Origin of the sequence: Bacteroides coprosuis, assembly GCF_020741705.1 — a bacterium.
Classification (GTDB): domain Bacteria; phylum Bacteroidota; class Bacteroidia; order Bacteroidales; family Bacteroidaceae; genus Bacteroides_E; species Bacteroides_E coprosuis.
Window position 1 is genome coordinate 1 of record NZ_DYYK01000093.1, and the last position, 12916, is coordinate 12916.

The 12916-nt window shown below is 34.1% G+C and carries 12 protein-coding genes, 2 tRNA genes and 1 pseudogene; 11 read left to right on the forward strand and 4 right to left on the reverse strand.

Features of this window, described 5'->3' with window-relative positions:
• Positions 1–121 (forward strand): annotated as a pseudogene (locus K8V80_RS05420) (L-asparaginase 1); the annotation flags it as partial.
• A 905-nt stretch (positions 122–1026) separates the two neighbouring features.
• Here K8V80_RS05420 and guaA read toward each other — a convergent pair.
• A complete protein-coding gene (gene guaA, locus K8V80_RS05425) occupies positions 1027–2550 on the reverse strand; it encodes a glutamine-hydrolyzing GMP synthase (protein WP_006744310.1) in 1524 nt (507 codons plus the stop codon).
• Between the two features lie 51 nt (positions 2551–2601).
• Positions 2602–3039 (reverse strand): large-conductance mechanosensitive channel protein MscL, encoded by a 438-nt coding sequence (mscL, locus tag K8V80_RS05430; RefSeq protein WP_006744309.1) that lies wholly within the window; start codon positions 3037–3039, stop codon positions 2602–2604.
• 140 nt (positions 3040–3179) lie between these two features.
• Between mscL and gap the strand changes: the two genes are divergently transcribed.
• From gap to K8V80_RS05460, 6 genes are all read left to right on the forward strand, one after another.
• Positions 3180–4187: a type I glyceraldehyde-3-phosphate dehydrogenase gene (gene gap, locus K8V80_RS05435; RefSeq protein WP_006744308.1), complete on the forward strand. Its 1008-nt coding sequence runs from the start codon at positions 3180–3182 to the stop codon at positions 4185–4187.
• A 163-nt stretch (positions 4188–4350) separates the two neighbouring features.
• The gene (locus K8V80_RS05440; protein WP_276775954.1) at positions 4351–6441 is read left to right on the forward strand and encodes a M3 family metallopeptidase; all 2091 of its coding nucleotides are present in this window, start codon (positions 4351–4353) and stop codon (positions 6439–6441) included.
• The gene (locus tag K8V80_RS05445) at positions 6438–6959 is read left to right on the forward strand and encodes a DUF4847 domain-containing protein (RefSeq protein WP_276775956.1); all 522 of its coding nucleotides are present in this window, start codon (positions 6438–6440) and stop codon (positions 6957–6959) included. Before K8V80_RS05440 ends, K8V80_RS05445 begins: the two co-directional genes overlap by 4 nt.
• Before the next feature lies 1 nt (position 6960).
• Positions 6961–7401: a dCMP deaminase family protein gene (locus K8V80_RS05450; RefSeq protein WP_276775958.1), complete on the forward strand. Its 441-nt coding sequence runs from the start codon at positions 6961–6963 to the stop codon at positions 7399–7401.
• A gap of 30 nt (positions 7402–7431) precedes the next feature.
• Positions 7432–9099, forward strand: coding sequence for a S41 family peptidase (locus K8V80_RS05455; RefSeq protein ID WP_276775960.1), 1668 nt, complete (start codon positions 7432–7434; stop codon positions 9097–9099).
• A complete protein-coding gene (locus K8V80_RS05460; RefSeq protein WP_276775961.1) occupies positions 9068–9631 on the forward strand; it encodes a 5-formyltetrahydrofolate cyclo-ligase in 564 nt (187 codons plus the stop codon). Before K8V80_RS05455 ends, K8V80_RS05460 begins: the two co-directional genes overlap by 32 nt.
• Here the strand turns inward: K8V80_RS05460 and K8V80_RS05465 are convergent.
• Entirely contained in the window at positions 9624–9914 is a 291-nt protein-coding gene (locus tag K8V80_RS05465) for a DciA family protein (RefSeq protein ID WP_006744302.1), read from the reverse strand. The genes K8V80_RS05460 and K8V80_RS05465 overlap by 8 nt on opposite strands.
• Positions 9901–11019, reverse strand: a complete 1119-nt coding sequence (recF, locus tag K8V80_RS05470) for a DNA replication/repair protein RecF (RefSeq protein ID WP_006744301.1) — start codon at positions 11017–11019, stop codon at positions 9901–9903. The genes K8V80_RS05465 and recF overlap by 14 nt, the downstream gene beginning before the upstream one ends.
• Positions 11020–11173: 154 nt before the next feature.
• On the opposite strand from recF, the gene K8V80_RS05475 reads away from it, so the two are divergent.
• From K8V80_RS05475 to K8V80_RS05490, 4 genes are all read left to right on the forward strand, one after another.
• Entirely contained in the window at positions 11174–11857 is a 684-nt protein-coding gene (locus K8V80_RS05475; protein ID WP_276775963.1) for a tetratricopeptide repeat protein, read from the forward strand.
• 87 nt (positions 11858–11944) lie between these two features.
• Positions 11945–12430, forward strand: a complete 486-nt coding sequence (gene ribH, locus K8V80_RS05480; RefSeq protein WP_006744299.1) for a 6,7-dimethyl-8-ribityllumazine synthase — start codon at positions 11945–11947, stop codon at positions 12428–12430.
• 61 nt (positions 12431–12491) lie between these two features.
• A tRNA-Tyr gene (locus tag K8V80_RS05485) sits at positions 12492–12574 on the forward strand.
• Positions 12575–12582: 8 nt separating this feature from the next.
• Positions 12583–12655 (forward strand) — tRNA-Gly (locus K8V80_RS05490).
• The last annotated feature ends 261 nt before the right edge of the window (positions 12656–12916 follow it).

Genomic DNA, 12916 nt, shown 5'->3' on the forward strand with positions numbered 1-12916 from the left:
TACAGAATGTGCTGTAACCAAACTTATGTTTTTACTTGGACATGGTTATGATTATGAAAAAGTAAAAAAACTAATGAGTTCGGATCTCGCTGGAGAAATTAGTAAGATGGAAGATTATTAATTCTATATTAAAAGATAAAGTGGAAAGTGCTGTATACAGCACTTTTTTTATATCCTTAGATACAAAGGATACAACAAAAACCTACCCTATTAAAGATATTAATTTCAACTCTAAAATGGTTATTTATAACATCACGACTGTATATTATTCCATCTAATCAATCTTTAAGTAAGAAAAAACTTTAAAACTGATATGAATCTGTTTTAACCTAGTAAAAACATCATCATGACACCGACATGATGACTTCATGTCGGTGTCAGAAAAAAGTCTAATTATTCATGCGTATTTTTATACATTTAGAATTATCCTTAATAATAAAGAGATAAGTACACCGATCTAGTTAAGTATTTTATTACTAGAAATACATGATTATCATGACAGAGATTTAAAGACAGTAATCAAATTCAGAGTAAACGAATTACTCTAAAAGATAATCTTCCTTTATCAAAAGGAGTAAAAAAGTTTATATTAGACTAAATGTAAACGTGAATTTACAATTCCCTTATTTCTTGTAAAGACTCTTATTCTTAGTAAGATATTACAACAGTATTACAAATCTTATATAAAAAAATGAAAACAGAAAAGGGTGTGTATATGAAGAGAAATAAAAATAGTTAGCCCTATTCCCATTCTTATATACATATATACACGTATTTTGAACAACCAAGTAACAAGAAATAAATACAGAACAAGGGATCATATTTCGACAAAAAGTAAATTTACAGCACAAAGTTATCAACTTAAAAATCGGCATATTTAAAATTTATTCTGAAACAATCTTAGGATCTGTACTTATCTCTATAAATCCCCAAAGTAAGCACATAAGGATATGTAAAGTATTTACACAAAAAAAGCGGATAATAATCACTAGGATTACATCCGCTTTCTCATTTATTTGTAATAATTTATTCCCACTCAATAGTTGCAGGTGGCTTAGAACTAATATCATAGGTAACACGATTTACACCGCGCACTTTATTTATAATATCATTAGACATCTTAGCCAAAAACTCATAAGGAAGATGAACCCAATCGGCAGTCATAGCATCAGTAGAAGCTACTGCACGCAATGCTACTGCACTTTCATAAGTTCTCTCATCACCCATTACTCCAACAGATTGTACAGGTAGTAAAATCACCCCTGCTTGCCATACCGTATCGTATAGATTCCAATCAATCAAACCTTGAATAAAAATATGATCAGCTTCTTGTAATACACGTACTTTTTCTGGAGTAATATCACCTAATATACGTACCCCAAGACCAGGTCCTGGAAATGGATGTCTTTTAATCAGATGCTCGGGCATACCCATCTCACGGCCCACTCTACGAACTTCATCTTTAAATAAAAGACGTAAAGGCTCGCAAAGTTTTAAGTCCATCTTTTCTGGCAGCCCACCCACATTGTGATGACTCTTAATTACTGTTCCTGTAATTGATAAAGACTCAATAACATCAGGATAGATAGTGCCTTGAGCTAACCATTTTACATCTTGTATTTTATGAGCTTCTACATCGAATACATCAATGAAACCCTTTCCTATAATTTTTCTCTTTTGCTCAGGATCTGTTACTCCAGCAAGTTCTGAATAAAACTTTTTACTAGCATCAACACCTATTACATTTAAGCCTAAGCATTCATAATCATGAAGTACGTTTTTAAATTCATCTTTACGTAACAAACCATGATCTACAAAAACACAAGTTAGGTTTTTACCAATAGCTTTATTCAGTAATACGGCAGCAACAGAAGAGTCAACCCCTCCACTAAGAGCCAATACAACTTTATCATCACCAAGCTGTTTTTTTAACTCGGCAACCGTATGCTCCACAAAAGAAGCAGGTGACCAAGAACCATGACAACCACAAATATTAAAGACGAAGTTCTTTAGTAATTGAGTACCATCTTCAGAGTGATATACTTCAGGATGAAATTGTACAGCCCAAATAGATTCACCTTTCACTTGATAAGCAGCAATATCAACCTCTTCCGTTGAAGCAATTTTTTCAAAATTATCTGGAATAGAAGTTATGGTATCACCATGACTCATCCAAACTTGAGAGTTTTGAGATATACCTTCCAATAACAAATTATTAGAATTCAACCATGATAATTTAGAACGACCATATTCGCGAGTAGCAGTAGGCTCAACCTTTCCACCACACTCAGATGCTATAAATTGTGCACCATAACAAATACCAAGAATAGGATATTTACCCCAAATATCTTTTAATGCTATTTTAAAAGCCTTATCATCATAAACAGAGAAAGGGCTTCCCGACAAAATAACACCTTTGATAGAGTCATCATCCTTTGGAAACTTATTATAAGGTACAATTTCACAGTAAGTGTTTAATTCACGCACACGTCTGCCTATCAGCTGAGTAGTTTGTGAACCAAAGTCTAGAATAATTATTTTTTCTTGCATAACTAGAAGTTGTATTGTATTTGAGTACAAAAGTACTCATTTTAGGGGAAATTATTTTTTTTCTTTCAACAAATCTCTTATTTCACCTAATAAAACCTCTTCTTTACTTGGTGCAGGAGGTGCAGCAGGTTTCTCTTCTTCTTGTTTCTTTCGAGTCATTTTGTTAATTAATTTTACAAACAAGAAAATAGAAAAAGCGATAATTATAAAGTCAAATATATTTTGAATAAACATACCATAATTGAGTGTTACTGCGGCAGTAACTTCTTCCCCAGCGGCATCTACTACAGCATCTCTCATGATCCATTTTAGCTCTGTAAAGTTCACTCCTCCAACAAGTAAACCTATAGGAGGCATAATGATATCGGCCACAACAGAAGATACAATTTTACCAAAAGCACCACCGATTACAACACCGACAGCCATATCAACTACGTTGCCTTTAACTGCAAACTCTTTAAATTCTTGAATTAACGTACCTTTTTTCATAATTTTATTTTTTAGTAGTCATTTAACGTGCGAATATAAAAACAATTACTTATTTTTGCACTCCATCGAATAACTAAATACTAGTTAAGAGCTATATTTTAAACAAAATATTTTATTAAATCCTTAAAAGTTTAAACAAAATGATTAAAGTAGGTATTAACGGTTTTGGCCGTATCGGACGTTTTGTTTTCCGTGCTGCTCAAAAAAGAAATGACATTCAAGTTGTTGCTATCAATGACTTAATGCCAGTAGATTACTTAGCTTACATGCTAAAATATGATACAATGCACGGTCAATTCGACGGTACTGTAGAAGCAGACGTAGAAAAAAATCAACTTATCGTAAACGGTAAAGCAGTTAGGGTAACAGCTGAAAGAAACCCAGCAGACCTTAAATGGGATGCAGTAGGTGCTGATTACGTAGTTGAGTCTACTGGACTTTTCCTAACAAAAGAAAAAGCTCAAGCTCATATCGAAGCTGGTGCTAAATACGTTGTTATGTCAGCTCCATCTAAAGACGATACTCCTATGTTCGTATGCGGTGTAAACCACAACGAATACAAAGGTCAACAATTCGTTTCAAATGCATCATGTACAACAAACTGTCTAGCTCCTATCGCTAAAGTACTTCACGACAAATGGGGTATCACAGACGGTTTAATGACTACTGTTCACTCAACAACTGCTACTCAAAAAACAGTTGACGGTCCTTCATTGAAAGACTGGAGAGGTGGTCGTGCTGCTGCAGGTAACATTATCCCTTCATCAACAGGTGCTGCTAAAGCTGTAGGTAAAGTATTCCCTGCACTTAACGGTAAACTTACAGGTATGTCAATGCGTGTTCCTACTCTTGACGTTTCTGTTGTTGACTTAACTGTTAACTTATCAAAACCAGCTACATACGAAGAAATCTGTGCTGAAATGAAGAGAGCTTCAGAAAACGAACTAAAAGGTATCCTTGGTTATACTGAAGATGCTGTAGTTTCTTCTGACTTCCTAGGTGATGCTCGTACTTCTATTTTTGACGCTAAAGCAGGTATCGCTTTAACAGATACTTTCGTAAAAGTTGTTTCTTGGTATGACAACGAAATCGGTTACTCTAACAAAGTACTTGATCTTGTTGCTCACATGGCTGAATACAACAAATAATTAGCTATTATAGATTAAGCAAAAAGGATGTCCTAGGACATCCTTTTTTTATATTCCTAAATTTCTAAAAAGCTCTAAAACAACAAATACTATCTAGGGAATATTAGAAAGCTCGTTTCTTTTTTGCATTTTTGTATAATAACCATCGTAAACAAAAATTCTTATGAGAAAACTAAGTCTATTATTAATTTCACTTTGCATTATGACAATGATACATGCACAGAACCCTTTTTTTGAGAAATACAATACGCCTCATAATACGGTTCCTTTTGATAAAATCGAAAACAAACATTATGAACCAGCTATCTTAGAGGGTATAAAGCAACATTCTGCTGAAATAGATGCTATAACATCTAATACAGCTTCTCCTACTTTTGAGAATACTATTTTAGCGTACGAAAACTCAGGAAAACTATTAGATAGAGTACTATCTGTTTTCTTCAATTTACGTAGTGCTGAAACCAATGATGAACTTCAGGCTATTGCCGTAAAAATGGTTCCTATTTTAAGTGAACACAGCAACAACGTAAGCTTAAATCAAGATTTATTTAAAAAGGTAAAAGAAGTTTATGCAAAAAAAAGCTCTTTAAACCTAAATCATGAACAAGAAGTATTACTAGATAAAGTTTATGATGGATTTGTAAGAAGTGGAGCTAACCTTGAAGGAAAAGATCAAGAAAAATATAGAGAGTTATCTCAAAAGCTAAGTCAATTAGGTTTAGCATTTGGAGAAAACAACTTGAAAGAAACCAACAACTACAAACTCGTTGTTACTGATAAAGCAAAATTATCTGGTTTACCTGAAAGTGCATTGGAAGCAGCCAAAGAAACGGCTAAAGAAAAAGGAGAAGAAGGATGGGTTTTTACACTGGATGCTCCAAGTTACATTCCACTAATGAGATATGCCGACAATAGAGATCTAAGAAAAGAACTTTATATGGCATATAATACTAAATGTACTCATGATAACGAATTCAACAATACTCAAATTGTGAAAGATATCGTGAATACAGAAATGGAAATAGCACAATTATTAGGCTATAAATCATATGCAGATTATACTCTAGAAAAGAGAATGGCTGAAAATAGCACTAATGTTTACAAGCTACTAAATGATCTATTAAAAGCTTATAAACCTACTGCTAACAAAGAAGTCGATGAGGTTACTACTCTAGCTAAAGAAACAGAGAATAATGACTTTACTGTTATGCCATGGGACTGGAGCTATTATTCAAATAAGCTAAAAGACAAAAAATTCAACTTCAACGAAGAAATGCTCCGCCCCTACTTCGAACTAGAAAATGTAAAAAAAGGAGTCTTTGGATTGGCTACAACTCTTTATGGTATCACTTTCAAAGAAAATAAGGATATTCCTGTTTACCACAAAGATGTAAAGGCTTATGATGTATTTGATAAAGACGGTAGCTTCTTATCCGTTTTATATACCGATTTCCACCCCAGAGCAGGCAAGAGAGCAGGAGCATGGATGACAAGTTTTAAAGAACAATGGATTGATCAAAACGGAGAAAACAGCCGTCCTCACATCACCATTGTTATGAACTTTACCAAACCAACAGCAAATAAACCTGCCCTACTAACATTTGATGAAGTAAACACATTCTTACATGAATTTGGCCATGCGCTTCATGGAATGTTTGCCAACTCAACTTACGAGTCTTTAAGTGGAACAAATGTATACAGAGATTTTGTAGAATTACCTTCTCAAATCATGGAAAACTTCCTAATTGAGAAAGAGTATCTAAATACTTTTGCAAAACACTACGAAACTGGAGAAGATCTTCCTGAAGATTTAATCCAAAAGATTATTGATGCAGCAAACTTTAATGCAGGGTATGCCTGCCTTCGTCAAGTCAGCTTCGGACTACTTGATATGGCTTGGTACACTAGAGAAACCCCATTTGAAGGAGACGTTATCGAATTTGAACAAAAAGCATGGGCTGATGCACAAGTTCTACCTGTGATTGAAGATGCTTGTATGAGTGTTCAGTTTGGTCACATATTTGCTGGTGGTTATGCAGCTGGTTACTATGGATACAAATGGGCAGAAGTACTTGATGCTGATGCATTCTCATTATTCCAAGAGAAAGGTATTTTTAATCCCGAAGTAGCACAATCTTTTAGAGACAATATCCTCTCTAAAGGAAGTACAGAGCATCCTATGAAATTATACAAAAAATTCAGAGGACAAGAGCCTAGCATAAAAGCTCTACTTAAACGTAATGGCATTTTATGAAAAGATTATTAAATTATATACCCTTATTTCTTATCGTTGCAGCTCTTACAAGCTGCAACGATACTGATGATGTATCTGCAATCTTCACAAAAGAGAATAAGAAGATGACTCTTATTTTTGAGGGTCAGGGTAAAGAAACAAAACCATTTGATGTCTGGGAGGGTAATGAGGAACTAAAGAAAAAGAGCATAGAACTGAGAGACAAGGAAGGTAACTATACTTTCACCTTTGACGGACTTGAAGAAGACGGATGGATTTCAGGCAATTTCGAAGGAAAAATTGTTAACACCAAATTATATGGAACATGGTCTGCCGATGGAAAAAGCAATGCTATGTCAATCAAGGTTAATCGTACAGATGGACCAAGAGAAACAGATCCATTAGCGATAGAGTTTTTTAATAGTTTTCCAAACATCTATAAATACGTAGGAGATACACGTAGTATTTCTCTCTATTATAAATTTGGTCAAATAAAACATAGATATATCGGTTTTATCAATATCGGAAAGAAAAAATAAGGTGGACACAGATTTAGATAATAAAAACAAACAAAGAGAGCTTGACACTCGTTATATACGAATGGCGTCTATCTGGTCAGAAAATTCATATTGCATCCGTAGAAAAGTGGGTGCTCTCATTGTCAAAGATAAAATGATTATATCAGATGGATACAATGGAACTCCATCAGGTTTTGAAAATATTTGTGAAGACGACAACAACACGACAAAGCCATACGTTCTACATGCAGAAGCTAATGCCATAACAAAGATTGCCCGTTCAAACAATAGTAGTGATGGTGCTACCATGTATGTTACTGCTGCCCCTTGTATAGAATGCGCTAAACTCATCATACAAGCTGGTATAAAACGAGTGGTTTATTCTGAAAGCTACAGGCTAGACGATGGCATTCAACTCCTTAAAAGAGCCAATATTGAAGTTGTATTTATTGATCACAAATAAACTAGATAAAGAATAGTAAACACAAAAGGTATGAGTAAAAAAAGATTTTCAGTATTTACTCCTATTATAGCAGCTATCTGCATCATTATAGGAATTTTCGTCGGCATGTATTATTCATCGCCACACAGCAATAACATATTTGTCACTCAAAGCCCTACAAACAAACTAAATAGTGTGTTACGTATTATTGATGAAAATTATGTTGACACCGTAGATATGCAAGAAATTGTAGAAGATGCTTTACCTCATATCATATCTGAACTAGATCCTCACAGTATTTATGTACCCAAAGTTTATGCTCAAGAAGTGAGTTCGGAACTAGAAGGAAGTTTTAGTGGCGTAGGTATTCAGTTTACTATTCAACAAGATACGATTTATGTTAATAGCGTTGTAAAGCAAGGACCAGCAGAAGAAGTAGGCATCATTGCAGGAGATAGAATTGTTACAGTAGATGATAGCCTTTTTGTCGGTAAAAAAGTAACCAATTCGGCGGCTATGAGAACGCTGAAAGGACCAAAAGGAACTCAAGTAAAACTGGGTATTAGAAGAAGTGGTGAACCAGAACTACTTAACTTCATGGTAACCCGTGGTGATATACCTCAAAACACCATTGATGCCACCTATATGCTCAACGATAAGTTTGGATACATTCAATTAAGCAAGTTTGGAAGAACCACGTATGTTGAGTTAATCAACTCGATGGCTTTACTTCTTTATCAAAATTGTGAAGGAGTTATTATTGACTTACGAGGAAATAAAGGGGGCTATTTAGATATTGTTGTTAAAATTGTAAATGAGTTTCTACCCAAACAGAAATTAATTGTATTTACTGAAGGGCGTAAGATGTTAAGACAGGACATCTACTCAAATGGCTCTGGTGGATTCCAAAATATTCCTCTAGTACTGTTAATTGACGAAGGTTCTGCTTCATCTAGTGAAATATTTGCAGCAGCAATCCAAGATAATGATAGAGGTACCATCATAGGACGTCGCTCGTATGGAAAAGGATTGGTGCAACAAGAGATGACATTCAATGATAGCTCTTTATTAAGATTAACTATCGCTCGATATTTTACTCCATCAGGTAGATCTATTCAAAAACCCTATACAAAAGGAGACAGCAGAGATTATGATATGGATATTATACACAGAATAGAACATGGAGAATTATATTCTAAAGATAGTATTAAACTAGATCCTAATTTATTATATCACACCAATAATGGTAGACCTGTATATGGAGGAGGCGGTATTATGCCCGATATATTTGTTCCTCAAGATACCATAGCTGCAAACACATACCTTACAGATGTCTTTAGAAGAGGATTAATCATCCAATTTAGTTTTCAATATACAGACAAAAACAGAGACAGACTGGCGAAATTTGAAACAGAAAAAGACCTTGAGAACTTCCTTAAAAAACAATATATCGTAGATAGATTTGTGCAATTTGCAGAAACTAAAGGAGTAAGAAGAAGAAATTTACTAATAAATAAAGCTCATAGTTTATTAGAGAAAAGCCTCAATGCAAATATTATTTACAACATACTAGGAATGGAAGCCCATATTAAGTACCTTAATAAAACAGATACCACCATTCTTAAAGCAATTGATGTTTTGGATAAGGGTGAGTCATTACCTCACCCTATTAATGAATCTTTGAGCGATGAAAAATCAAAAGAAAGCTCTACGGAGTGAGATAAAATTCTTGAAACAAGGTTATTCTAAGGAAGACCTTGATGGTTATTCTAAAGAGATAATGAAACTGCTATGCTATGAGCCTTCTATGGCTCAGGCAGAGACAGTTTTACTCTACTATTCGCTACCAGACGAAGTAGATACACACAGTTTTGTAAAATATTGGAGTAAGTTTAAGAAAATTATATTACCAGTAGTCGTTGGCGATGATTTAGAGCTAAGAGTATATTCAGGTGAACAAGATTTAAAACAAGGTAGTTATGGTATATGGGAACCTTGTGGAACTCTATTTACCGATTATAAAGAGATTGATCTAGTTATAGTACCTGGCATAGCTTTTGATGATTCAGGGAATAGAATAGGAAGAGGAAAGGGATATTATGACAAACTATTACCCAAGATTGAAGCCTACAAGATGGGCATCTGTTTTCCCTTCCAATATCTTGTGGATCGCATCATTCCTACAGAAGAAACAGATATTCAAATGGACAAAGTACTTACTTTAACACACTACCCAGAAGAGATTATCTAAATATAATATTCGTTATCACATTAGCTCCTACTTCTTGATTCAGCTTTCTCACTAATAATTCTCTCCCCATCATTAGTTCTTGTCTTAAAGCAGCCGAGGTGAGGTGTACATATAGTATTTGATTGTGTATATATATCTTTCGCGTGTAGCGAGCCATAGTTGGACCTAAAACTTTAGGCCATAAATCAAGTAAACGCTGCTCATTTAATGGGGACTCCAAACTTTCTTGTCTAAGAAAGCGTCTTAAAATGTCTCCAACCTTCTCTGCATTATTCCTTCTCATGATGTTCCTCTAATAAATCTACAGCACCACCTTTAACCATAAACAGCTTATAATCACTCTTCACTTTATGAAGTATTTTTTCTAAATGGCTTCTATTGGTATCTGTAATAAAAATTTGACCAAACTCTTCCCCAGCTACTAAGTGCATAATTTGCTCAACACGTAGAGCATCTAATTTATCAAAAATATCATCCAATAACAATAGAGGAGTCTTATTATTTATTTTTCTTAGAAAAGAAAACTGTGCCAATTTTAACGCTACTAAATATGTTTTATTTTGTCCTTGTGAACCCTCTTTCTTTATAGAAAAATCGCCTAAAGACATTATTAAGTCATCTTTATGAATCCCTTTTAGCGAGTAACCCATAATAAGATCTCTTGCTCTACTCTCCTTTAATAAAGTTAATAAGTCATTTTCTTTTAAATCGGAATCATAAGACAAGGATACTGATTCTTTATCTTGAGAAATAGAAGAATAATACTCTTGAAAAAGAGGAATGAACTCTTCTATAAATTGAGCTCGTTTTTTATAAACTACTATACCAGACTCTGCCATAAGTTCTTCCAAAACAGAGAATAACTGAGGATCTATTGGGTTTTCACTCTTTAGTAAACTATTCCTCTGCTGCATCGCTTTATTGTATTGAATTAAAGCAGATAAGTAGTCTTTATCATATTGAGAAATAACCATATCCATAAATTTTCGTCTCTCATCACTCCCCCCATCTATTAATCGAGCATCATCAGGTGAAACCATCACTAAAGGGACTAAGCCTATATGATCTGATAAACGAGTGTATTCTTTTTTATTTCTCTTGAACTGTTTTTTCTTACGCCGTTTTAAGCCACAATATACCTCTTCTATTTCTCCACTAAGAGAATCATAGAATCCCTGAATTACAAAAAAATCTTCGCCATGCTTTATATTTTGAGAATCGATAGGATTAATAGAACTTTTGCAGAACGACAAATAGTAGATGGTATCCAATATATTGGTCTTACCCATCCCATTTTCCCCAAGAAAACAATTTAGCTTAGGTGAAAATTCTAATTCCACTTCTTCTAAATTTTTATAATTCAATACAGATATATGCGTAATAACCATTTTAATTAGCGTTAGGGCACAAAAATACGAAGAATAATATGCATTCAAACCTATTGTATAAAAAAGATGGAACTAAAATTTTATTTATATACTTAAAAAAAGTACTTTTGCTAACCTAAACAGACTGTTGAAATCAATAAAATAAACATATAAAATGACAAAGCACAAAAACGAAAAGGGTCAATTAAACGTAGAAGAAGCTCTAACTACATCAGAGGCATTTCTTGTTAAAAACAAAAAAAATCTTATTGGGGGTTTAATTGCTATCATCGTAATCATAGCTGGAGTTCTTATTTATAAGAATATTTATGCTGGACCAAAAGAAAAGAATGCACAAGAAGCTATTTTCCTAGGTGAAGAATATTTTAACCAAGGTCAATTTGAAATGGCTTTGAATGGAGATAGTATTAGTTTTGATGGTTTAATTAAAATTGCAGACCAATACAGTGGCACAAAATCAGGCAATTTAGCAAACTACTACATTGGAATTTCTTTCCAAAAACTAGGACAATTTGAGAATGCTATTAAGTATTTAGAGAAATTTAATGCGAAAGATAAAATGCTTTATCCAGCTAGTTTATTAGCTTTGGGTAATTGCTACGTTGAAGTTGACAAAATAGACAAAGCTATTTCTACTTTAGAAAAAGCAGCAAGTCTAGCTGACAATAATACTATAAGCCCAATGGCTCTTCGCCAAGCTGGTATTCTACTTGAAAAAACAGGTAAATATAAAGAAGCTCTAACTAATTACACTAAAATTAAAGACAGCTACTTTAACTCACCTATCTCTGTAGATATAGACAAATATATAGAGAGAGCTAAAGCTCAAATCAATTAATGAATTTGAATTAAAATATAATTTATAGAAGCTACCTCTCCATAAAAGAGGTGGCTTTTTAATTTTATAAAACTATAAGAAAAAATTATGGCAACAGCATTTCACAACTTATCGGATTATGATCCTACTACTGTACCCAATGCGTCGAATATGAAATTTGGCATTGTTGTATCAGAATGGAATGAAAACATCACAGGGGGCCTCTTAGAGGGTGCAATTGAAACTCTAAAAAAACATGGTGCTAAAGATGAAAATATAATTACCAAACTAGTACCTGGAAGTTTTGAACTTACTTTTGGAGCAAGCCAATTTTTAAAAAACACAGATGTTGACGCAGTAATTATTTTAGGTTGCGTAATAAAAGGAGAAACTCCACATTTTGATTATGTATGTGCTGGAGTAACTCAAGGCATCACTGATTTAAACAGAACAAGCAATAAGCCAGTTATTTACGGTTTACTCACTACCAATAATATGCAACAAGCTATAGACCGCTCTGGTGGCAAGTTAGGCAACAAAGGAGATGAATGTGCAATTACTGCAATAAAAATGATCAATTTTTTTGGAGTTTAAAAAAATAGGTTATATATTTGCACTCGCAATCAAGGAACAAAACCTTACAAAAAAATAAAGGGGGCAAATACCAGAGTGGCCAAATGGGGCAGACTGTAAATCTGCTGGCTTACGCCTTCGGTGGTTCGAATCCATCTTTGCCCACTAAGATTGCGGAAGTAGCTCAGTTGATAGAGCATTAGCCTTCCAAGCTGAGGGTCGCGGGTTTGAGCCCCGTCTTCCGCTCTACAGAGGATCTAAGTTAACTTAGATCCTCTTTTTTATTAGCTCGTTGAAATTACGGATCACCGGGGATCACGGGTCAGTCCGTATTCTTGGGGATTTAACGGGTCAGTCCGTAAAGTTGGGGATTTAACGGATCACCTGCAAAACTGGGGGGATAACTTATTAAGCAAATAGTTTAGTCACTCTAAATAGGAAGAAACTAATATCTGTAACCCCTCTTAGTTGAGTCCTAAAGGCTTTTAGTTTAGCGTTAAAACTCTC

Bases quoted from the DNA above. Each gene is read 5' to 3' on its own strand.
- K8V80_RS05460 (WP_276775961.1), top strand. From the start codon at position 9,068: ATGAAAAATCAAAAGAAAGCTCTACGGAGTGAGATAAAATTCTTGAAA.
- K8V80_RS05465 (WP_006744302.1), bottom strand. From the start codon at position 9,914: ATGAGAAGGAATAATGCAGAGAAGGTTGGAGACATTTTAAGACGCTTT.
- guaA (WP_006744310.1), bottom strand. From the start codon at position 2,550: ATGCAAGAAAAAATAATTATTCTAGACTTTGGTTCACAAACTACTCAG.
- mscL (WP_006744309.1), bottom strand. From the start codon at position 3,039: ATGAAAAAAGGTACGTTAATTCAAGAATTTAAAGAGTTTGCAGTTAAA.
- ribH (WP_006744299.1), top strand. From the start codon at position 11,945: ATGGCAACAGCATTTCACAACTTATCGGATTATGATCCTACTACTGTA.
- recF (WP_006744301.1), bottom strand. From the start codon at position 11,019: ATGGTTATTACGCATATATCTGTATTGAATTATAAAAATTTAGAAGAA.
- K8V80_RS05440 (WP_276775954.1), top strand. From the start codon at position 4,351: ATGAGAAAACTAAGTCTATTATTAATTTCACTTTGCATTATGACAATG.
- K8V80_RS05475 (WP_276775963.1), top strand. From the start codon at position 11,174: ATGACAAAGCACAAAAACGAAAAGGGTCAATTAAACGTAGAAGAAGCT.
- gap (WP_006744308.1), top strand. From the start codon at position 3,180: ATGATTAAAGTAGGTATTAACGGTTTTGGCCGTATCGGACGTTTTGTT.
- K8V80_RS05445 (WP_276775956.1), top strand. From the start codon at position 6,438: ATGAAAAGATTATTAAATTATATACCCTTATTTCTTATCGTTGCAGCT.
- K8V80_RS05455 (WP_276775960.1), top strand. From the start codon at position 7,432: ATGAGTAAAAAAAGATTTTCAGTATTTACTCCTATTATAGCAGCTATC.